The following is a 20,343-nucleotide window of genomic DNA, read 5'->3' as shown; positions in this document are numbered from 1 at the left end:
TAAGTTTTTTTTAAACAATAAACAATTTCTATATTTGTTTCAGAATTCAATTGTAAACAAACAAACTTTAAGATGAAATTATTAGAAGGAAAAACCGCTATAATTACAGGAGCGAGTAGAGGAATTGGTCGCGGAATTGCAGAAGTTTTTGCAAAACAAGGAGCAAATGTAGCATTCACATATAGTTCTTCAGCTGAAGCAGCAAAAATTTTAGAAGATGAATTAACCACTTTAGGTGTTAAAGCCAAAGGATACCAATCTAACGCAGCAGATTTTAATGAAGCACAAAAATTAGTAGATGACGTTGTGGCAACTTTTGGAACGGTGGATATTTTAATAAACAATGCCGGAATTACAAAAGACAATTTACTAATGCGTATTTCTGAAGAAGATTTCGATCATGTTATTAATGTGAATCTGAAGTCTGTTTTCAATATGACTAAAGCTGTCCAAAGAATTATGCTGAAAAACAGAGCAGGTTCAATAATCAATATGAGTAGTGTTGTTGGTGTGAAAGGAAATGCAGGTCAAACGAATTATGCGGCTTCAAAAGCTGGAGTTATCGGATTTACAAAATCGGTTGCTTTAGAATTAGGTTCCAGAAATATTCGTTGTAATGCTATTGCACCAGGATTTATTGAAACTGAAATGACGGCAAAACTAAACGAAGATGTAGTTCAGGGATGGAGGGAAAACATTCCGTTGAAAAGAGGAGGAACACCTGAAGATGTAGCAAATGCATGTGTTTTCTTAGCGTCAGACATGAGTACTTATGTTACTGGGCAAGTAATGAACGTTGATGGAGGAATGCTTACCTAGATATCAATTTCAGGCTTTATTGGGCCGAAGTTTAAAATTTTAACAACAAATTATAAATGACCACAAACACTATTTTATTGATACTGCTTTCTATTGGAGCAGCGTTTGGATTGTCATTTTATCAGTATTTATATAAAGTCAAAAACAAATTAAAATTGGTTTTGTTTTTGGCTTTTTTGAGATTTGCCTCAATTTTTCTGATTTTGCTGTTGCTAATTAATCCTATTATTTCAAGGAAAACATTTGAAACAGTAAAAACACCATTGCCTGTTATCGTTGATAATTCGGAATCGATACATTTTTTAAAACAGGACAGTATCACAAAATTACTTTCCAAAAAAATTACAGAAAACAGTCAGCTTACTTCAAAGTATGATGTTCAATTGTATTCTTTTGATGAAGATTTTTATTCCGGAAGCCCGATAGATTTTAAAGGAAAACAATCCAATATTCATAAAGCAGCACAAAATTTAAAGCAATTATACAGAAACCAAAGTTTTCCTGTTGTTTTATTATCTGACGGAAATCAGACGATAGGAGAAGATTATGTATATAGTTTTCAACAGAATACTTCAGTTTATCCTTTGATTTTAGGAGATACTACTTCATTCCTGGACTTAAGAATCAATCAGCTGAATGCCAATAAATATGCATTTCTTAAAAATAAATTTCCGGTTGAAGTTTTTTTACAATATAACGGAGACAAAAATGTGAATGCTTCCTTTATTATTCAACAAGGAAATACTACTATCCACAAACAGAATGTTTCATTTTCACCAAATAAAAAAGCACAGCAATTATCAGTATTATTAAATGCAGACAGAGTAGGAGTACATACATACAAAGCTGTAATTTCTTCTTTAGAAAATGAAAAAAACAAATACAATAACAGTAAGAATTTTGCAGTTGAAGTAATTGATCAGCGTTCGGAAATTGCTTTAATATCATCTGTAAATCATCCTGATTTAGGTGCTTTAAAACGTTCTATTGAATCTAATCAACAACGTAAGGTAAATATAGTTAAACCAAAAGATATTAGTTCATTACAAAATTATAATGTTTTAATTTTGTACCAGCCAAATGCTGAATTTAAATCTATTTTAGACCAAAACAGCAAGCTTAAAATTAACACTTGGATTATTACAGGAACCAGCACCGATTTTAATTTATTGAATCAATACCAGGATCAGATTCAATTTAAAATGTCCGGACAAAAAGAAGATTATTCAGCTGATTTTAATTCGCAGTTCAATTCATTTGCTTTAGACGATATTGGTTTTGAACAATTTCCTCCGTTAGAAAACCCTTTCGGAAATATTGTCTTAAAAGGAAATACAAATACACTTTTGCAAGCAAGGATCAGAAATATCAAAACAGATAACCCGTTATTGGTTTTTTCAGAAAACGGAATCAATCGTAATGCTTTTCTTTTGGGGGAAAATATCTGGAAATGGCGTGTTGAAAGCCATGTCAGAACGAAATCATTTGAGCAATTTGATATTTTTTCGAATAAAATCATTCAATATTTAGCTTCCAATGCTGCTAAAAAATCATTAATTGTTGCTAATGAAAGTTTTTATAATTCAGGAGAAAGTATTGAAATTTCAGCGCAATATTTTAATAAAAACTTCGAATTTGATGAAAATGCCCGTTTAACGATTCAGTTAAAGAATAAAAAAACCAATGAAACAAAAATTTTCGATTTTTTAAAAGGAAATGCAGAATATAAAGTAAATATTGAAGGGTTGAATGCTGGTAATTATGGTTTTACAGTCAAGGAAAATAATTCCAAAACATCTTATGCCGGTAATTTTGAAGTTTTGGATTTCGAAATTGAAAAACAATTTATCAATCCTGATGTATCAAGATTAAAGCAAGTGGCAAACAATACAAATGGTACTGTTTTTTACCCAAAGCAAATAGATCAATTGATTGATTCTCTGATAAAAAATAAAAATTATCTTCCAATACAGAAAGCAGTTACAACAAAATCACCTTTACTGGATTGGATTTGGCTTCTAATCATTTTGACCATAACATTCGCGGCAGAATGGTTTATCAGAAAATACAACGGACTGCTTTAAATTATTCAAAGCTTTTGGTATTTATTTTCCTTTAAAATTTCTGATGTGCTTTGATAAAAAGAAATAGTTTCTCTTATCAGATTTTGGTTCAGTACTTTTCTTGGTTTTTCCTCATAATGTGTTGAAACTCCCTTTCCTTCTGAAGAACTAATTAAATCAAATTGTTTTACTTTTTGCTTTGGAGAAATTACAGTTAAAATTTTATCCTTCACAAATCCTAAATCCTGGTATGTAGCAATAAATGCTCTAGGTTTATAATCCGATTTAAAAACATTCTGCCCGTAAAATTTGCTTTGGTACTGAAAATTCAATAATCCCATTACAGTTGGCATGACATCAATTTGCGACATTAGTGTATCATATCTTTCAGCTTTTATAAATCCGGGAGCAAAAACCATGGCTGGGATATGGTATTTTTCCATTGGTAATTCTGTTTTTCCCGAACTAGAAGCACAATGATCAGCAACAATAACAAAAACAGTATTTTTATACCATGACTGTTTTTTAGCCATAGTAAAAAATTTATTAATGGCGAAATCAGTATATTTTACACCGCCTTCACGAGATTTTGCATCGGCTGGAATATCGATTTTATTTTCAGGATAAGTGTATGGCCTGTGATTGCTAACAGTCATTATATGATTAAAAAAAGGCTTACCTTCTTTAGATTCTTTATTCATCACAGTTATTGCTTTGTCATATAAATTCTCATCGCAAACACCCCAAACATTTTGGAATGTAATTTCATTTGGGTTAAACCTTTTTTTATCGACAATATCATAACAGTTTCCGCTAAAGAAATCTTCCATATTATCAAAAAAAGCATCTCCTCCATAAAGAAATTTCACATTATAACCTTTCTGTTTAAAAATGCTTCCAGTTGAGAATTTATTTTTATTATCTTTTCGCTTTATAACACTCTCGCCAGCTGTTGGAGGAATTGACAGTGTAATCGCTTCCAATCCTCTAACTGTCCGGTTTCCTGTGGCATATAAATTAGTAAATAGCAGACTTTTTGTTGCTAATGAGTCTAGAAAAGGAGTAATGTTCTGTTCGTTTCCGAAGGTTTTCATAAAATCTGCACTCAGGCTTTCAACAGTAATCAGCACTACATTTTTGTGAGATTCTTTGCCATCAGATACAATACTTCTTATTGAAGAATCGTTTGAAATACCTGGAAATTCTTGTTTCAAAAGGGCTAAAGTCTCTTTCTTAGGCAGTGTTTTATAGAATTTGAAATAGTCCAATTCACTATTCATAAAGGCAAGGTAAAATTTGTAAATACCATTTGCTTGTAATTCATTCTTAAATATATTTTGGGAATTTTCGGCACTTGCCAAAAAAGGAACAGCAATTAAAGAAGCTATAAATAATACGCTATAAATTGCCGTTATCTTTAATTTATCAATAAAACCAGGGAGATTTTTCAAGTAGACTTTTGATTTTTTGACAATAAAATAAGTAGTTAGGAAAGACAGCATTCCAATGGTTAAAAATAGAGGAAGTACTGGATAAGATTCCATAATGTTTCCGATAACAGTATTGGTATAAACCAAATAATCTACTGCAATAAAATTGTATTTTACCCCAAATTCATTCCAGAAAAAGTACTCACTGACTGAATTTTGAATAATTAATAAGACGAAAATAAAAATTGTAATTGAATATAATGCCAACCTGATTTGACTGCGGTATTTTGGTAAAAAGAGCAATAATCCGAATAAAACAGTTTTTAGTCCTATAAAACTCATTCCTATTTCCGGTAAAACACCTCCATATTCATTCAAAATAGTATTAAAAAAAGTAACATAGACCAATAATCCTACTAATATCCCAAAAATGATGTAACCCCAAGGTTTCTGAAATTTTTCATTAGATAAAAAAAGCAAGTAGATCCATAGAATTGAACCTGAGATAAGAAAAATAAAAAAATCAGATATGGCCCCTAAACCAAAAATTTTAAGGGTATCAAAAAAAGTGAAATTTGTCTGAGTAATGGGATTAAAAAGAAGTGTCAATCTCAAAATGACATTTATAATTCCGTAAAAAAGAATTAAATATAAAAAAGGAGCTATTTTGTTTAGGGCTTTCATTGTAAAAAATAAATGTCAACAAACCTATAAAATGAAAAATGTAAAAAACTTAAGTTTTGCTTAAGAACTGTATATTTGTATAGAGTAAATGGTTTTTGCAAAAAATAGTTTGTTAATAAATCTTTAATAAGCAATGCGTATTTTAATTATCGAAGACGAAGCAGGGATTTCAAATTTTTTAAGGCAAGGTCTTGAAGAAGAAGGATATGAGACTACTGTAGCTGTCGACGGTTTACAAGGAATTCTGTTGGCAGAAAAGCAAAAACCGGATTTAATTCTACTCGATTGGATGTTGCCAAAGCTTACCGGTATTGATGTATGCAAAGCAGTCCGGGAAAAAGACAAAACAACTCCTATATTATTCCTTACTGCAAAAGATACTGTTCAGGATACTATTGAAGGTTTGAAATCAGGAGCTAACGATTATATAAAAAAACCATTTAATTTTGAAGAGCTTTTGGAACGGATAAAAATTCATTTTCGGAATACCGGCAAAAATAAAATTCTGAAGTTAGGAGGAGTTGAAATCAATGTATTGAAACATACTGTTTTAGCAAATGATAAGGAGATAAATTTTACCCAACGTGAGTTTGATTTATTGAAATACCTAATCGAAAATAAAAGACGCGTTTGCACCCGAAATGAAATTATAGAAAACGTTTGGGGAATACATTTTGAATACGATACAGGAGTTATAGATGTATTTATGAACGCAATCCGGAAAAAACTAAATTTTAAAAAAGAAGAAGAATTTATAAAAACAATCCGTGGAGTAGGCTACATTGCGGATGATAATAATTGATATGCCGCAACTTTCATTTAAAAACAGGATTGCATTAAATTATATGATTTCAACAGCGCTACTTGTGGCTATAGTTTTCATTTTCATATTTTCTATTGTTAGATGGAGTGTTTTCAGTGATGTAAACGCAGATATCAGAAATGAAATTAAAAATCATTTCAAGGAAATGAAGCTGAATGAGAAGAAAATCGTATGGATTAATGAAGAAGAATGGAAAGAACGGGAACATAAAGAAATTAATATCGATCCGGTATTTGTTCAGATTACAGGAATAGATGGAGTTTCAATTGAAAAATCACCTAATCTTAACGGCCACAGCTTAAATTTAAACAAAGAAGTTTCTGAAATTTTTTATACGACAATATTTAAAGATCAAATTATACGACAGGCACAAGTCCCCATTATTATAAAAGGAAAAACGGAAGCCTATCTGCTCATTGCAATGTCCTTAGAAGATGCTACTTCGGTATTGAATAATTTAAGCCGGGTGCTATATATTTTGTATCCGATTGTACTTTTAATATTATTCATTTTTGCTCGTTTTATTGCAGGAAGGAGTATAAAACCAGTAAATTCTATTATCGAAACATCCAATTTAATTACAAGAGATAATTTAAAATACAGAATTACTTTACCGCAAAATAAAGACGAATTATACCAACTTTCAAGTAACATAAACAGCCTTTTGGATCGGATTGAAAGTGCCGTTCAAAGAGAAAAGCAATTTACATCCGATGCTTCTCATGAATTACGCACTCCATTAGCTATAATTAAAGGAACACTTGAAGTTTTGATTCGTAAACCTCGTGATAAAGAAGAATATAAGGATAAAATAACTTTTTGTATCTCAGAAGTTGACCGTCTAAACACATTAGTTGATGAACTACTTTTATTAGCCCGTTTTGAAAATCAAAAGCAGAACATCAAACAGGAATCGGTTTATTTGAATGCATTAGTTTTGGATACACTTACCAGATATTCAAGAGAAACCAATTTGCTTAAAATCAATTGTAAAACTTCTTTTGAAGATGATTTTTATGTTACTTCCGATTATGATATGATTACCATTATTGTATCCAATTTAATTTCAAATGCTTTAAAATACTGCAATGAAAATGGCAGTTTGTCATTGTGTCTTTCAAAAGAAAATGGTAACATTATATTTCAAATTTCAAACTCAGGAATTGGAATTCAAAAAGAAGAAATAGAGAAGATATTCAATCCCTTTTTTCGTTCAGACGCGACTAAAATATCAAGAATAGAAGGAACCGGACTTGGATTATCAATAGTGAAACGCCTTTGTGATTTACTTAAAATTGAAATTCTGATAGAAAGTGAAATCAATCAGAATACTACTGTAAGACTGATTTTCAAATAAAATTATTATATTTATCAAAAAAAACGTATGAATGATGCACATTTACACATGGTAGTGAACCATTTTCCAATTATCGGATTATTTTTTGGAATCGGTATTTTGCTTTATGGGATTATCAGAAAAAATACAACATTGATTAACACAGCGTATAGTATTTTTATTATTTGCATGATTATGGGCAAAATATCTATGTTTACAGGTGAAAAAGGAGAGGATATCGTTGAAAATTTAGGTATTTCACACGATTTGATTCACGAGCATGAAGAATTGGCCGAAGGGTTTATGAAAGTAATGTATGCTTTAGGATTAACTTCAATTTTAGGCTTGTATTTCAATCGAAAAAAACACCCAAAAGCAATATTTCTTGCTTATTTAGTGATTACTTTGTCTATTATTTCAGCTGTATTATCTAAATCTGTGGGAACTTCCGGTGGAGAAATCCGTCATACGGAAATTAGAGAAGCTTCAGTAAACACAGTCAATTCGACTGAACATGAAGAGGTTGGAAAATAAATAAAAATATTTTTTTAAATAAATTTGTTTCTTTCAAAAGAATCCGCTTACATTTGTACCCAACAAAAAAAATTATGTTTTTAAATCAATTACATCATCATCATCTTTCCCACGCTCGAGCGAGGTAGTGATGATATTGTAATAAATCATATAACTAGTAACCCGTTTGAGTATATCAAACGGGTTTTTTATTTTCAGCACTTCCCAGTTGGTATACTCATTACATTAATTAAAACAATGAGTATGTTAAAAATTGCCATTCAAAAATCAGGACGTCTCAATGAAGACAGTGTTCAAATTCTAAAAGATTCCGGAATTTCCATCAATAATGGAAATGACCAATTAAAAATAACTGCTTCTAATTTTCCGCTTGAGGTTTATTTTCTGCGAAATTCAGATATTCCCCAATATTTAATCGATGGAGTAGTAGATGCTGCTATTGTTGGGGATAATCTTTTGGTTGAAAAAAAGCAGCACATTCAAACGATAGAAAAATTAGGCTTTTCAAAATGCAAAGTATCAGTTGCTGTGCCTAAAAACTTTGCCTATAATTCAATCGAAGATTTAAATAGGTTAAAAATAGCTACATCATATCCCAAAACCGTTTCAGATTATTTCCGTTCCAAAAATGTCGAAATAGAAATTCACCAAATTTCCGGATCCGTTGAAATAGCTCCAAACATTGGACTTTCAGATGCCATTGTTGATATTGTTTCCAGCGGAAGCACATTGTTTAAAAACAACCTGAAAGAAGTCGAAGTCATTTTTAAGAGTGAAGCTGTTTTAGCTGTTTCGCCTTTAATTTCTGTTGAAGCCAAAATCATTTTAGACAAACTTCAGTTTCGAATTCAGTCAGTTCTGCGAGCTCGAAAATCTAAATATATTTTGATGAATGTCCCAAACAATAAAATTACAGAAGTGAGTAAGATTCTTCCGGTTTTAAAAAGTCCAACAGTAATGCCTCTTGCTGATGAAGGCTGGAGTAGTGTACATTCTGTAATTGATGAAGAAAAATTTTGGGAAGTGATAGATCAGCTTAAAACAGCTGGAGCCGAAGGGATTTTAGTATGTCCAATTGAAAAAATAGTATTGTAAATAAGTCAGATAATGAAAAAAATAATAAATCCTGCCCAAGACATTTGGTCTGAAATTTTAAAAAGACCAACTCAATCCTATGCGGATATTGAAGAAACCGTCAGGGAAATTTTTAAAGAAGTAAAACTGAAAGGAGATATCGCCATTGCAAAATACACTTCTTTTTTTGATGGCATTACTTTGTCTGACTTTACCGTTTCAACTGAAGAAATAGACGAGGCAATTACTTTAATATCAAATGATTTGAAGGAAGCTATGGCTAAAGCAAAAAGGAATATTGAGACTTTCCACATCGCTCAAAAAACCAATAAAATTGAAGTTGAAACGACAGATGGAGTAACTTGCTGGCTGGAAAAAAGATCTATTCAAAAAATTGGATTATACATTCCGGGAGGATCGGCTCCTTTATTTTCTACAGTCTTAATGTTAGCTATTCCGGCCAAATTAGCAAACTGCAGTGAAATTACTTTGTGCACACCTCCTGATAAAAACGGAAAAATAAATCCTGCTATTTTATTTGCTGCCTATTTATGCGGCATTGATAAGATAATAAAAATAGGGGGAATCCAGGCAATTGCCGGAATGACTTATGGCACAGGTTCCATTCCAAAAGTAGATAAGATTTTTGGTCCGGGCAATCAATTTGTAACTACAGCAAAGCAAATGGCAACTCAGTTTGGAGTTGCAATCGATATGCCGGCTGGCCCAAGCGAATTACTGGTATTTGCTGACGAATCGGCCAATCCCGCATTTGTTGCCTCAGATTTATTGAGTCAGGCAGAACACGGATCTGACAGCCAGGTAATTCTGATTACTACTTCTAAGTCTATTTTAGATCAAGTTGAAAAGGAAATTGTAATTCAGTTAAATGACTTACCTCGTAAAGAAATTGCTCAAAAAGCGATAGCTAATTCAAAATTAATTTTAGTTGAAAATGAGCAGAAAGCCATGGCTATTATCAACGAATATGCACCGGAACATTTTATTATCTGCAGTTCAAATGAAAGTTTCTTTATTGATAATATTGCCAACGCCGGTTCAGTATTCATTGGGAATTATACTCCTGAAAGTGCTGGAGATTATGCCTCAGGAACAAACCATACACTTCCCACAAATGGTTATGCAAAAAGCTACAGTGGTGTAAGTTTAGATAGTTTTTTGAAATCGATGACCTTTCAGAAAATTACTGAAAAAGGAATACAAAATATAGGCAAAACTATAGAAATTATGGCAGATGCCGAGGGTTTACAGGCTCACAAAAATGCAGTTTCAATCCGATTAAAAGCAATTAAGAATGGAAATCAATAAATTAATCCGAAAAAATATTGCAGAAATGCAACCGTATTCCTCTGCAAGAAGTGAATTTGAAGCATTTGATCAGCAGATGATTTTTCTTGATGCTAACGAAAATCCGTTTGAAAATGGTGTAAACCGTTATCCTGATACTGAGCAAAGGCAATTAAAGGAAGCTTTGTCTGTCATCAAAAAAGTACCTGTAAGTCAAATTTTACTGGGAAATGGAAGTGATGAAGTGCTCGATTTACTATTCAGGGCATTTTGCGAACCAAATAAAGACAATATAATCACCCTTCCTCCAACGTATGGAATGTATGATGTATTGGCAAATTTGAATGCTATTGAAAATAAGGAGATTTTACTGACGAAAGAATTTGATCCTAACATCCCAGAAATAATAGAAAATATTGATACCAATACAAAAATTATCTTTTTATGCTCTCCCAATAATCCAACGGGGAATTCTTTTTCAAATGAAACTATAATAGCTTTGTTAGAAAGTTTTAAAGGATTAGTAGTTTTAGATGAAGCTTATATCGACTTTTCAGATTCTGAAAGCTGGCTACGGAAATTAGACAAGTATGCTAATTTAGTTATTATTCAAACTTTATCAAAGGCATATGGAATGGCTGGAATCCGATTGGGAATTTTATATGCTTCAACGAGTATTATTTCTGTTTTAACTAAAATTAAACCTCCGTATAATTTAAATATTCTGACGCAGAGCAAAGCATTGGAGCGATTAAGCCAAAAAAAATCATTCAGTACTGAAGTTAGTACTATAAAAAGAAGTAAGGATAAGTTATCTAAACAATTACTTGAGGTAAATTTTGTTTTAAAAATATATCCTTCTGACGCTAACTTCTTGTTAATCAAAGTAGATAATGCAGATTTTCGCTATAGGCAATTAACAGAAAAAGGAATTGTAATTCGAAATAGGAGTAAGAATCAACTTTGCCATAATTGCCTGAGAATAACCATTGGAACAGATGATGAAAATTCACAATTAATCAACACATTAAAATCACTAACAAATGACTAAGAAAGTTTTATTTATTGACCGTGATGGAACTATCATAAAAGAAGCCGCCAATGGGCAGATAGATGCTTTTGAAAAATTGGTTTTTTATCCAAAATGCATTCTTTATCTGAGTAAAATAGCTACAGAACTCGATTACGAATTGGTAATGATTACGAATCAGGACGGACTTGGAACTGAAAATTTTACTGAAGAATCCTTTTGGCCGGTACATAATTTCATAATAAATGCCTATGAGAGTGAAGGCGTTATTTTTGACAAAGTTTTTATCGACAGAAGTTTTCCGCATGAAAATAAAAGCACACGTAAACCTGGGATTGGCTTGCTGTCCGAATATTTTTCAGAAGAATATGATTTATCCAAATCCTATGTGATTGGTGACAGGCTGACCGATGTCGAGCTGGCGAAAAATTTAGGAACTAAAGCTATTTTCATTCAGGATAATACTAATTTGGGTACTGCTGAAACGTCTTTGGAGCAAGAAGAACTACAGGCTTGCATTGCTTTGGAAACCAATGATTGGCAAAAAATCTACACCTTTTTAAAATTAGGCTCTCGAGAGGCATCGATTGTGAGAAAAACAAACGAAACGGATATTACTATTAATTTGACTCTTGATGGAATGGGAAAAAGTAAGGTTTCAACCGGAATTGCTTTTTTGGATCATATGTTAGATCAAATCGCCCGCCATGGTCAAATGGATTTGGAAATTGATGTTAAAGGAGATTTAGAAATCGATGAACATCACACTATTGAAGATACTTCAATTGCGCTGGGAGAAGCTTTTGCGAAAGCACTCGGAAATAAACTTGGAATTGAAAGATACGGTTTCTGTTTGCCAATGGATGATTGCTTAGCCCAAGTTGCCATTGATTTTGGCGGAAGAAATTGGTTGGTTTGGGAAGCCGATTTTAAACGAGAAATGATTGGTCAAATGCCCACTGAAATGTTTTTTCATTTCTTCAAATCGTTTACGGATGGTGCAAAATGTAATTTGAATATTAAAGCCGAAGGAACAAACGAACACCATAAAATTGAAGCAATTTTTAAAGCTTTTGCTAAAGCTATAAAAGCTGCAGTAAAGCGAGATGCCGAAAAAATGATTTTACCAAGCACAAAAGGAATGTTATAATGAAAATTTCAATAATAGATTATGGGGCAGGAAATACACAAAGTATTCTACTTGCTTTAGAAAAATTAGGACATAATGGATTGGTAACGAATGATTTGGAAATAATAAAATCATCCGATAAAATCATTTTTCCAGGAGTTGGAGAAGCTTCAAGTGCCATGAAAAAATTGCGTGAATCGAAATTAGACCTGGAGATTCCATCGTTTAAGCAGCCAGTTTTAGGAATTTGTCTCGGCATGCAGCTTTTATGCAATTCAACCGAAGAAGGAAATACAAAAGCTTTAGGCGTTTTTGATGTAGATGTAAAACGGTTTTCAAATGAGGTAAAAGTGCCGCAAATGGGCTGGAATACTGTTTACAATTTAAATTCGGTATTATTTGAAGGAATCAAATCCGAGGAATATATGTATTTGGTGCATAGTTATTATGCGCCTATTTGCAACGAAACCATCTCTATTACAAATTATGGTTTGGAGTATGCTTCTGCGTTGCAAAAAAACAACTTTTACGGCGTACAATTTCACCCTGAAAAAAGTGGAGTTTATGGTGCACAAATTTTAAATAATTTTTTAAAACTATAATGCAATGAGAATTATTCCCGCCATTGATATTATTGATGGAAAATGTGTCCGTCTTTCCAAAGGAAATTACGATACAAAAAAAATATACAATGAAAATCCGCTAGAAGTGGCTAAGCAGTTTGAAGGGCATGGAATTCAGCACCTGCATTTGGTCGATTTAGACGGTGCCAAATCCAATAAAATCATCAATCACAAAGTCTTAGAGCAAATAGCTTCCAAAACAGGTTTGAAAATTGATTTTGGCGGCGGATTAAAAAGCGATGATGATTTGAGAATTGCCTTCGAATGTGGAGCCGGTCAGATCACAGGCGGAAGTATATCGGTTAAAAAGCCTGATATTTTTTTTAATTGGTTAAAAATCTATGGTCCGGATAAAATTATTTTGGGAGCTGATTCAAATAATAAAAAAATTGCAATTTCAGGTTGGTTGGAACAAAGCGAAGAATCGTTAATTCCGTTTATCAATAAATATCAAAGCAATGGAATTCAATATGTTATATGTACGGATATTTCTAAAGACGGCATGTTACAAGGTCCTAATTTTGAATTATATAAGGAAATTATAGATTCTTCAAAAGGCATAAAGCTGATTGCTTCAGGTGGAATTTCAGATTTTGATGAATTACCAAAATTAGCTAATTTAGGTTGTGAAGGAACTATCATTGGAAAAGCAATTTATGAAAACAGAATTTCACTGAAACAACTGGAAAAATTCATTTTAAATAACAAATAAGATGCTTACAAAACGAATTATACCCTGTTTAGATATTAAAAACGGCAGAACTGTAAAAGGGGTCAATTTTTTAAATTTAAGAGATGCTGGCGATCCTATTGAATTAGCAAAAAAATATGCTGAAACAGGAGCTGACGAACTGATTTTCCTAGATATTTCTGCCACGGAGGAACGAAGAAAAACACTAATTCCTTTAGTCCGGGAAATTGCTAAAACAATTAATATTCCTTTTACAGTTGGTGGTGGAATTTCAACTATTGAAGATGTCAGATTGTTGCTTCAAAATGGAGCTGATAAAGTTGCTGTGAATTCTTCGCTGGTTAAAAATCCAGATTTAATTAATGAATTAGCAGCAACATTTGGAAATCAATGCATAGTGGCCGCCATTGATGCTAAGCAAATTAACGGCATTTGGAAAGTGCATTTAGTTGGAGGAAAAGTCCCTACGGGTATTAATTTATTCGATTGGGCAAAAGAAGCTGAACAACGAGGAGCAGGTGAAATTTTATTTACTTCCATGGATCACGATGGAGCCAAAATTGGATTTGCTAATGAAGCGCTGTTCCAGCTTTCAAAAAAAGTAAATATTCCGGTTATTGCCTCAGGCGGAGCAGGAAAAATGTCGCATTTTGAAGATGCTTTTATTTTAGGAAAGGCAGATGCCGCTTTAGCTGCGAGTGTTTTCCATTTTAATGAAATTAAAATTACGGAACTTAAATCTTACCTTAAAAATAAATCAATTCCCATACGAATTTAAATCAAGAACAAATGATTATCAATTTTAATAAAAATCCTGACGGATTAATTCCTGCAATTATTCAGGATGCAACAACCAAAAATATTTTAATGCTGGGTTATATGAATCAGGAAGCATTAGACAGAACTTTGGAACTAAAAAAAGTGACTTTCTTCAGTCGTTCTAAGAATAGATTATGGACAAAAGGAGAGGAGAGCGGTCATTTTTTAAACTTAGTTGACATCAAGGAAGACTGCGATAAAGATACCTTATTAGTGTCTGTAAATCCTATTGGAACAACTTGTCATAAAGGAACAGCTACTTGTTGGCAAGAGTTTAATAATCAATCATTTGGCTTTTTATCAAAACTAGAAAAAACCATTAATGAACGGAGAGAAAAAGGCAATACTGAAAAAAGCTACGTTGCCTCATTATTTGCAAAAGGAATTAATAAAATTGCTCAAAAAGTAGGAGAGGAGGCAATTGAAGTCGTAATTGAATCTAAAGATAAGAACGACTCTTTGTTTCTAAATGAAAGTGCTGATTTACTGTTTCATTACCTCATTTTATTACAGGCAAAAGGCTATCAGCTGGAAGATGTTGTCTCAGTTTTAGAATCAAGAGGAAATTAATTGAAGACAATAACCAAAAAATTGTATTTTTAAAATAAAAAGATGAGTTTAAAAGGAGCGTTGGATTTTCTTTCAGAATTAGAGCAAAACAATGACAGAGACTGGTTTGCAGAAAATAAAAAACAATTTGAAAAGCATCAAAAAGAAATTAAAACACTTTTTCAGGAAATCAACGACGCATTTGCGGTACATGATAGCATTGAAAAGATGCAGATTCACCGTATTTACCGCGATATTCGGTTTTCTAAAGATAAAACACCTTACAAGAATAATTTCAGTGTTAGTTTTGATAGAACAAAACCGTATTTAAGAGGCGGATATTATTTGCATATTCAACCCGGAGCAAGCTTTATTGGCGGTGGTTTTTGGGAACCTAATGCCGAAGATCTGAATAGGATTCGGAAAGAATTTGAATTGGATGATACTGCAATACGTTCGATTATTTCGGAAGAAAATTTCTCTAAAAATTTCGGTATGCTGCAAGGACAGGAGTTAAAAACAGCTCCGAAAGGTTTTGATAAAAAACATCCGGCTATTGATTTAATCAGGAAAAAACAATACCTGGTTTACCGTCGTTTCACTGATAAAGAAATACTTGACAAAGACTTCAAAAATGAAGCATTGCATACTTTTTTAGCCATGCGCCCGTTTTTTGACTATATGAGCGATGTTCTCGGGACAAATCTAAACGGAGAGACTATTTATTAATACTCTTCTTCTAAAAGTTGTACCTGGCTTTTTAATCTTTCTATCAATAAATTCATCATTCTTTTATTTAAGTTTGATGAATTTTTTATGTATTCCAAATATTCTTCAACTGTAAAAAGCCCAATTATCATGCCTTTTAGTGAGTTTCTAAATTTAATATCACGTTGGATTACATTCTCGATATAATTCATTTTTTTCTCTGGTGTAAGGATAAAAAAACCGCCTTTCTGCTTGACGGCGTAATTTATGAATACCTGAATAAACAAGTCATTTTGTAATTTTAAAATAGGACGCAGGGTTTTGTTTTGAAAAATCTCTTCATTAGACGATTGCAATGTGATATTTCCAATACTTTCCCTTCTTAGGTCTATAATACTTTCATCACGATTTTCCATATCTTTTTCTTTTAAAGTTAGCGAATATCAATGTTGAAATTCTTCCTGATTTAAAAAAGTTATTAGTAATTTAGTGTTGAAAACATGTTTTGTAAGAATTTAAAATAACACATTCAAATTATGAGATTTCACACCAGAAAATGGGTTAAACCCGAAGATTTAAATGCTAATCATACGCTTTTTGGCGGGCGCCTTTTAGCATGGATTGATGAAGAAGTAGTTCTGTATTGTATTGTTCAATTGGAAAACCCAAAGGTTGTAACCAAGCATATTTCGGAAATTAATTTTGTAAGTTCGGCTAAACAAGGTGATATTGTCGAAATTGGTATTGAAGTAGTTAAGTTTGGAAATACTTCAATGATCGTAAAATGCGAAGTCCGTAATATGATGACTAGGGAAACTATTTTAAAAGTAGATTCTATAACTATGGTAAACCTTGACAAAGAAGGAAAACCGGCTGCTCACGGAAAAACACATGTAGAATACGTCAGAAACAGAATTAAAAATGATTAAGCTTCTGACGCGGAGTTTTTATTTGATGGTATTTCGAAAATTTCCAGATCAAAATAGGAAACCGAAGCTATGATATGATCAAAAATATCACTCATGATGTATTCGTGGTTTACAAATCTTTTGTCTGTTGAAAACGCATAAATTTCTAATGGAATACCATGTGCTGTTGGCTGTAAATGCCTGCACAGCAAAGTCATATCTTTATTAAGTCCAGGGTAATTTTCAAGATAATTAGTCAAGTATTTTCTAAATAATCCGAAATTGGTCAAATTCCTTCCGTTAATAGGAAGTGATTTATCAATGGAATTAATCTGATTGTGTTTATTAATGTCAGATTGCTTTTTCTCAATATAAGGCTTTAGCAATTGAATTTTTTTAAACCCTTCTAAATCTTCCTCCTGAATAAAATGAATACTGCTTGTTTTGATTAAAACATGTCGTTTTATTCGTCTTCCATCGGAATTAATCATACCGCGCCAATTTCTGAAACTGTCTGAAATTAAACTGTAAGTAGGAATTGTTGTGGTAGTATTGTCAAAATTTCGGACTTTAACGGTGGCTAAATTGATTTCAATAACATCACCATCGGCTCCAAATTTATCCATCGTAATCCAATCGCCAATTCGAACCATATCATTAACAGAAACCTGAACACTTGCCACAAAACCAAGTATTGTATCTCTAAAAATTAAGATAAGTACAGCAGAAACAGCTCCAAGAGTTTTTACTAATGTGTCAGTATTAATATCGAAAATTTTGGCTACAATAATAACAACGCCAAGAATCCAAAGGGCAATCATAATTACCTGAACATAACTGTCTATAGGCTTATCACTGTATTCAGGAATGTTCTTTAAGTGATCCCGAAGCGCATTCAAAATAGATCTGACAATCCATAAAATCAGTAAAATAATATAAACAGCTACCAATCGGCCAAAAATACCTTCCCAATAAATAAAATGCTTTAAAATTATTGGAACAGATTTATAAATAAAAACCAAAGGAATAAGATGCGAAATGTATTTAGCGGTTTGGTTTGAAACCAATAAGTCATCAAATTTTGTCTTGGTTTTTTTAGCTACAATAGCCATAATAGTAACCAATACGAACCTAAAAATAACGTATACAAAATAAGCTATAAAACAAAGGATTGCAATATTTACAAACAGACTCAAATAGGCAGCAATAGTTTCGTTGAAATCAAATTTCATCAAGAGCTTATAGCACCATCCAAAGAGTTTTTCAGTGAATTTAAGCATTTTTTAAATATTTTTTCTCGATGTAAAAAGTACCAAAAGGGATAACTGAAGCCGCTAAAATCTCTGCAAAAGATTTGAATTTCCAATTTTGAGCATTTTTAAGTAAAATAGCCAGTAAAATATATCCAATAAATAACAAACCGTGGGACATTCCTATTGGAAATAATAATTTTTTATACAGTTCAAAATTGGTTGGTTTAATAAAAAGCATATTCGAAAATAAAACCAGGTATGAAATTCCTTCTAAAATCGCTGTAACCTTAAAAATTTTAATCATTTTCAGTTGAGATAAAGTGTGTATGCCTGCAAAATTAAGAATTATCATTGATAATTGGGGCATGGAAACTCAAAGTAATTTACATTTGTATTTATAATTCCTTATAATGAGCAAACGAGATTTAAAAAAGTACATTTCAGAGTTAAACCAAGAACAACTTCAGGAACAAATTATCGAATTATATGATAAATTTTCCCCTGTAAAGACGTATTATGACTTTGTTTTTAATCCGAAAGAGGACAAACTTCTGGAAGAATGCAAGCTTAAAATATCCAACGAGTATTTTCCGGTAAGAAGCAAAAAAGCAAAGCTCAGAAGATCTGTAGCACAAAAATACATCAAGCACTTCATATCCTTAGGTGTCGATTCTTATATTGTTGCTGATGTTATGCTTTACGCTATTGAAATTGCTCAAACGTATGCTTCTGAAAAAGTTATAAAACAGGAATTGTTCTATAAAAGTATGCTGAATTCATTTGAACAGACAATAAGTTATTTAATTCAGGCTGGGATTTTATCCGATTTTAAGAGCAGGGCAGTGGCAATAAGTGAAAAAACCATAGCACTAAATTGGGTTAATTCTTATGAATTTAATGCAATAATTGAACGCCTTGAATATTAATTTTTGCCAATTTTTAAATTTATTAGTCAAATAACTCTTTTTTAGACGTACTTTTGCAAAAATTGAAAAGCAGATATGTCTTACAACGAGCTAGAGCAGGAAATAGAAGAAAAAAAAGTACTTTACGACTACCAGGCTCGTGATATCAACGCTATTTTTAGCCGTATGGACACTGTTAATGGGAATTACCATCTGTTATACCAATTGCCTACAGGTGGCGGAAAGACCGTTATTTTCTCTGAAATTGTACGAAGATACATTGAAACTCACAATAAAAAAGTAGTTGTTTTAACGCATAGAATTGAGCTTTGTAAGCAAACTTCAAAAATGCTTAAGGGTTTTGATGTAAAAAATAAAATCATCAATTCTAAAGTAAAAGAACTTCCTGATCAGAATGAATATTCCTGTTTTGTTGCGATGGTTGAAACCTTGAAAAACAGGTTAAATGATGAAAAACTGCGTATTGATAATGTAGGATTGGTCATTATTGATGAGGCGCATTATAATTCGTTCCGAAAACTTTTAAGCTCGTTTAAAAATTCGTTTATTTTAGGCGTAACTGCCACACCTTTAAGCTCTAACATCAAATTGCCTATGTATGAAAATTACAAAGAATTGATCGTTGGAGATCCCATTAATAAACTTATTGAAAATGGATTTTTGGCAAAAGCAACAACATACAGTTATGATGTTGGATTGTCCAGCCTGAAAGTTGGAATTAATGGTGATTATACAGTGAAATCTTCTGATGAATTGTATTCTCAATTAGATATGCAGAATAAATTGCTGCATGCTTATGAAGAAAAATCAAAAGGAAAGAAAACGTTGATTTTCAATAACGGAATCAATACTTCATTATATGTCCACGATACTTTTAAAGAAGCAGGATTTCCGATAAGACATCTTGATAATACAACAAGTTCCGAAGATAGAAAAGAAATTTTACGCTGGTTTAAACATACGCCGGATGCAATTCTGACATCTGTGGGGATTTTGACTACCGGATTTGATGAGCCAACTGTTGAAACTATAATAATTAACCGTGCCACAAAATCATTGACTTTGTATTTTCAAATGATTGGTCGAGGATCCAGAAAATTACCACATAAGAATCAATTTACTATAATCGATCTGGGCAATAATGCTGCACGTTTCGGATTATGGAATGAACCGGTTGATTGGCAGCATATTTTTAAATCTCCGGAATATTACTTGGATAATTTACGTGATGATGCAGAAATTGAAACACATTTTAAATATGAAATGCCTTCAGAATTACGAGCTAAGTTTAAAAACAGTTTAGACATTACGTTTGATATTGAAGCCGAACATAAATTAGCCATTTCATTAAATCTGCGTTCGAAAGTTGTTTTAGAAAAATCTTTGGATCAGCATGCAGCTATGTGTGTTGATAATACTGAAGAATTAATTGATGCAAAAAATCTTTCTAAAGAATTAGCTGACGATATTGAATATCGTATGAAAATTTATACGAGATGTTTAAGTCAATGCAGTAAAAATTACCGTGAATGGCTTGTAGATGACTACAAAGTACGCTTACAATTACTGATTGGCAAGAAATACAGGGAGAAAATATTTGATCAGGAAGACTAAAATTTCAGCTATTTTAGTTTAT

General features: G+C 32.1%; 21 protein-coding genes. 17 read left to right on the top strand and 4 right to left on the bottom strand.

Annotated features, from left to right (window positions below; translation table 11 throughout):
• Positions 1–72 precede the first annotated feature (72 nt).
• Together fabG and ACRDEC_RS07265 are read left to right on the top strand one after the other, a co-directional pair.
• Complete coding sequence (gene fabG, locus ACRDEC_RS07270; protein ID WP_431497676.1) at positions 73–819, top strand: 3-oxoacyl-[acyl-carrier-protein] reductase; 747 nt, start codon at positions 73–75, stop codon at positions 817–819.
• Between the two features lie 56 nt (positions 820–875).
• Positions 876–2,903, top strand: coding sequence for a hypothetical protein (locus ACRDEC_RS07265; RefSeq protein ID WP_431497675.1), 2,028 nt, complete (start codon positions 876–878; stop codon positions 2,901–2,903).
• A gap of 5 nt (positions 2,904–2,908) precedes the next feature.
• Here ACRDEC_RS07265 and ACRDEC_RS07260 read toward each other — a convergent pair whose 3' ends face one another.
• On the bottom strand, positions 2,909–4,996 hold the full coding sequence (locus ACRDEC_RS07260; protein WP_431497674.1) for an LTA synthase family protein: 2,088 nt from the start codon (positions 4,994–4,996) through the stop codon (positions 2,909–2,911).
• Between the two features lie 133 nt (positions 4,997–5,129).
• Here ACRDEC_RS07260 and ACRDEC_RS07255 point away from each other — a divergent pair, with 133 nt between their 5' ends.
• From ACRDEC_RS07255 to ACRDEC_RS07200, 12 genes are all read left to right on the top strand, one after another.
• Positions 5,130–5,798, top strand: coding sequence for a response regulator transcription factor (locus tag ACRDEC_RS07255; RefSeq protein WP_431497673.1), 669 nt, complete (start codon positions 5,130–5,132; stop codon positions 5,796–5,798).
• Between the two features lies 1 nt (position 5,799).
• Positions 5,800–7,176, top strand: coding sequence for a sensor histidine kinase (locus tag ACRDEC_RS07250; RefSeq protein ID WP_431497672.1), 1,377 nt, complete (start codon positions 5,800–5,802; stop codon positions 7,174–7,176).
• Positions 7,177–7,203: 27 nt separating this feature from the next.
• Complete coding sequence (locus tag ACRDEC_RS07245; RefSeq protein WP_431497671.1) at positions 7,204–7,689, top strand: hypothetical protein; 486 nt, start codon at positions 7,204–7,206, stop codon at positions 7,687–7,689.
• Positions 7,690–7,926: 237 nt separating this feature from the next.
• A complete protein-coding gene (gene hisG / locus ACRDEC_RS07240) occupies positions 7,927–8,784 on the top strand; it encodes an ATP phosphoribosyltransferase (protein WP_431497670.1) in 858 nt (285 codons plus the stop codon).
• 12 nt (positions 8,785–8,796) lie between these two features.
• Entirely contained in the window at positions 8,797–10,092 is a 1,296-nt protein-coding gene (hisD, locus tag ACRDEC_RS07235) for a histidinol dehydrogenase (protein ID WP_431497669.1), read from the top strand.
• Positions 10,079–11,122 carry a histidinol-phosphate transaminase gene (gene hisC, locus ACRDEC_RS07230; protein ID WP_431497668.1) on the top strand — a complete coding sequence of 348 codons (1,044 nt, stop codon included), beginning with the start codon at positions 10,079–10,081 and terminating at the stop codon, positions 11,120–11,122. The genes hisD and hisC overlap by 14 nt, the downstream gene beginning before the upstream one ends.
• Complete coding sequence (gene hisB / locus ACRDEC_RS07225; RefSeq protein WP_431497667.1) at positions 11,115–12,251, top strand: bifunctional histidinol-phosphatase/imidazoleglycerol-phosphate dehydratase HisB; 1,137 nt, start codon at positions 11,115–11,117, stop codon at positions 12,249–12,251. Before hisC ends, hisB begins: the two co-directional genes overlap by 8 nt.
• The gene (hisH, locus tag ACRDEC_RS07220) at positions 12,251–12,832 is read left to right on the top strand and encodes an imidazole glycerol phosphate synthase subunit HisH (protein WP_431497666.1); all 582 of its coding nucleotides are present in this window, start codon (positions 12,251–12,253) and stop codon (positions 12,830–12,832) included. The genes hisB and hisH overlap by 1 nt, the downstream gene beginning before the upstream one ends.
• 4 nt (positions 12,833–12,836) lie before the next feature.
• Complete coding sequence (hisA, locus tag ACRDEC_RS07215) at positions 12,837–13,565, top strand: 1-(5-phosphoribosyl)-5-[(5-phosphoribosylamino)methylideneamino]imidazole-4-carboxamide isomerase (protein WP_431497665.1); 729 nt, start codon at positions 12,837–12,839, stop codon at positions 13,563–13,565.
• Between the two features lies 1 nt (position 13,566).
• Positions 13,567–14,322: an imidazole glycerol phosphate synthase subunit HisF gene (gene hisF / locus ACRDEC_RS07210; protein WP_431497664.1), complete on the top strand. Its 756-nt coding sequence runs from the start codon at positions 13,567–13,569 to the stop codon at positions 14,320–14,322.
• 11 nt (positions 14,323–14,333) lie between these two features.
• Positions 14,334–14,933 carry a bifunctional phosphoribosyl-AMP cyclohydrolase/phosphoribosyl-ATP diphosphatase HisIE gene (gene hisIE, locus ACRDEC_RS07205; RefSeq protein ID WP_431497663.1) on the top strand — a complete coding sequence of 200 codons (600 nt, stop codon included), beginning with the start codon at positions 14,334–14,336 and terminating at the stop codon, positions 14,931–14,933.
• Between the two features lie 42 nt (positions 14,934–14,975).
• Entirely contained in the window at positions 14,976–15,641 is a 666-nt protein-coding gene (locus tag ACRDEC_RS07200) for a DUF2461 domain-containing protein (protein WP_431497662.1), read from the top strand.
• Here the strand turns inward: ACRDEC_RS07200 and ACRDEC_RS07195 are convergent.
• Entirely contained in the window at positions 15,638–16,036 is a 399-nt protein-coding gene (locus tag ACRDEC_RS07195; RefSeq protein WP_431497661.1) for a glyoxalase, read from the bottom strand. The genes ACRDEC_RS07200 and ACRDEC_RS07195 overlap by 4 nt on opposite strands.
• A 120-nt stretch (positions 16,037–16,156) precedes the next feature.
• On the opposite strand from ACRDEC_RS07195, the gene ACRDEC_RS07190 reads away from it, so the two are divergent.
• Positions 16,157–16,549 carry an acyl-CoA thioesterase gene (locus tag ACRDEC_RS07190; RefSeq protein WP_300569141.1) on the top strand — a complete coding sequence of 131 codons (393 nt, stop codon included), beginning with the start codon at positions 16,157–16,159 and terminating at the stop codon, positions 16,547–16,549.
• Here the strand turns inward: ACRDEC_RS07190 and ACRDEC_RS07185 are convergent.
• Positions 16,546–17,808 (bottom strand): mechanosensitive ion channel family protein, encoded by a 1,263-nt coding sequence (locus tag ACRDEC_RS07185; RefSeq protein ID WP_431497660.1) that lies wholly within the window; start codon positions 17,806–17,808, stop codon positions 16,546–16,548. The two genes, ACRDEC_RS07190 and ACRDEC_RS07185, sit on opposite strands and share 4 nt — an antisense overlap.
• Positions 17,801–18,085: a DUF3817 domain-containing protein gene (locus ACRDEC_RS07180; protein ID WP_431497659.1), complete on the bottom strand. Its 285-nt coding sequence runs from the start codon at positions 18,083–18,085 to the stop codon at positions 17,801–17,803. The genes ACRDEC_RS07185 and ACRDEC_RS07180 overlap by 8 nt, the downstream gene beginning before the upstream one ends.
• A gap of 106 nt (positions 18,086–18,191) precedes the next feature.
• Between ACRDEC_RS07180 and ACRDEC_RS07175 the strand changes: the two genes are divergently transcribed.
• Positions 18,192–18,707 carry a DUF6155 family protein gene (locus tag ACRDEC_RS07175; protein ID WP_431497658.1) on the top strand — a complete coding sequence of 172 codons (516 nt, stop codon included), beginning with the start codon at positions 18,192–18,194 and terminating at the stop codon, positions 18,705–18,707.
• Between the two features lie 75 nt (positions 18,708–18,782).
• Complete coding sequence (locus ACRDEC_RS07170) at positions 18,783–20,321, top strand: DEAD/DEAH box helicase (protein WP_431497657.1); 1,539 nt, start codon at positions 18,783–18,785, stop codon at positions 20,319–20,321.
• Positions 20,322–20,343 lie beyond the last annotated feature (22 nt).

The organism is Flavobacterium sp. (genome assembly GCF_050696275.1).
In the GTDB taxonomy this organism is placed as follows: domain Bacteria; phylum Bacteroidota; class Bacteroidia; order Flavobacteriales; family Flavobacteriaceae; genus Flavobacterium.
Note: the sequence above shows the minus strand (reverse complement) of the source record. Positions and strands in the feature narration are given on the sequence as shown.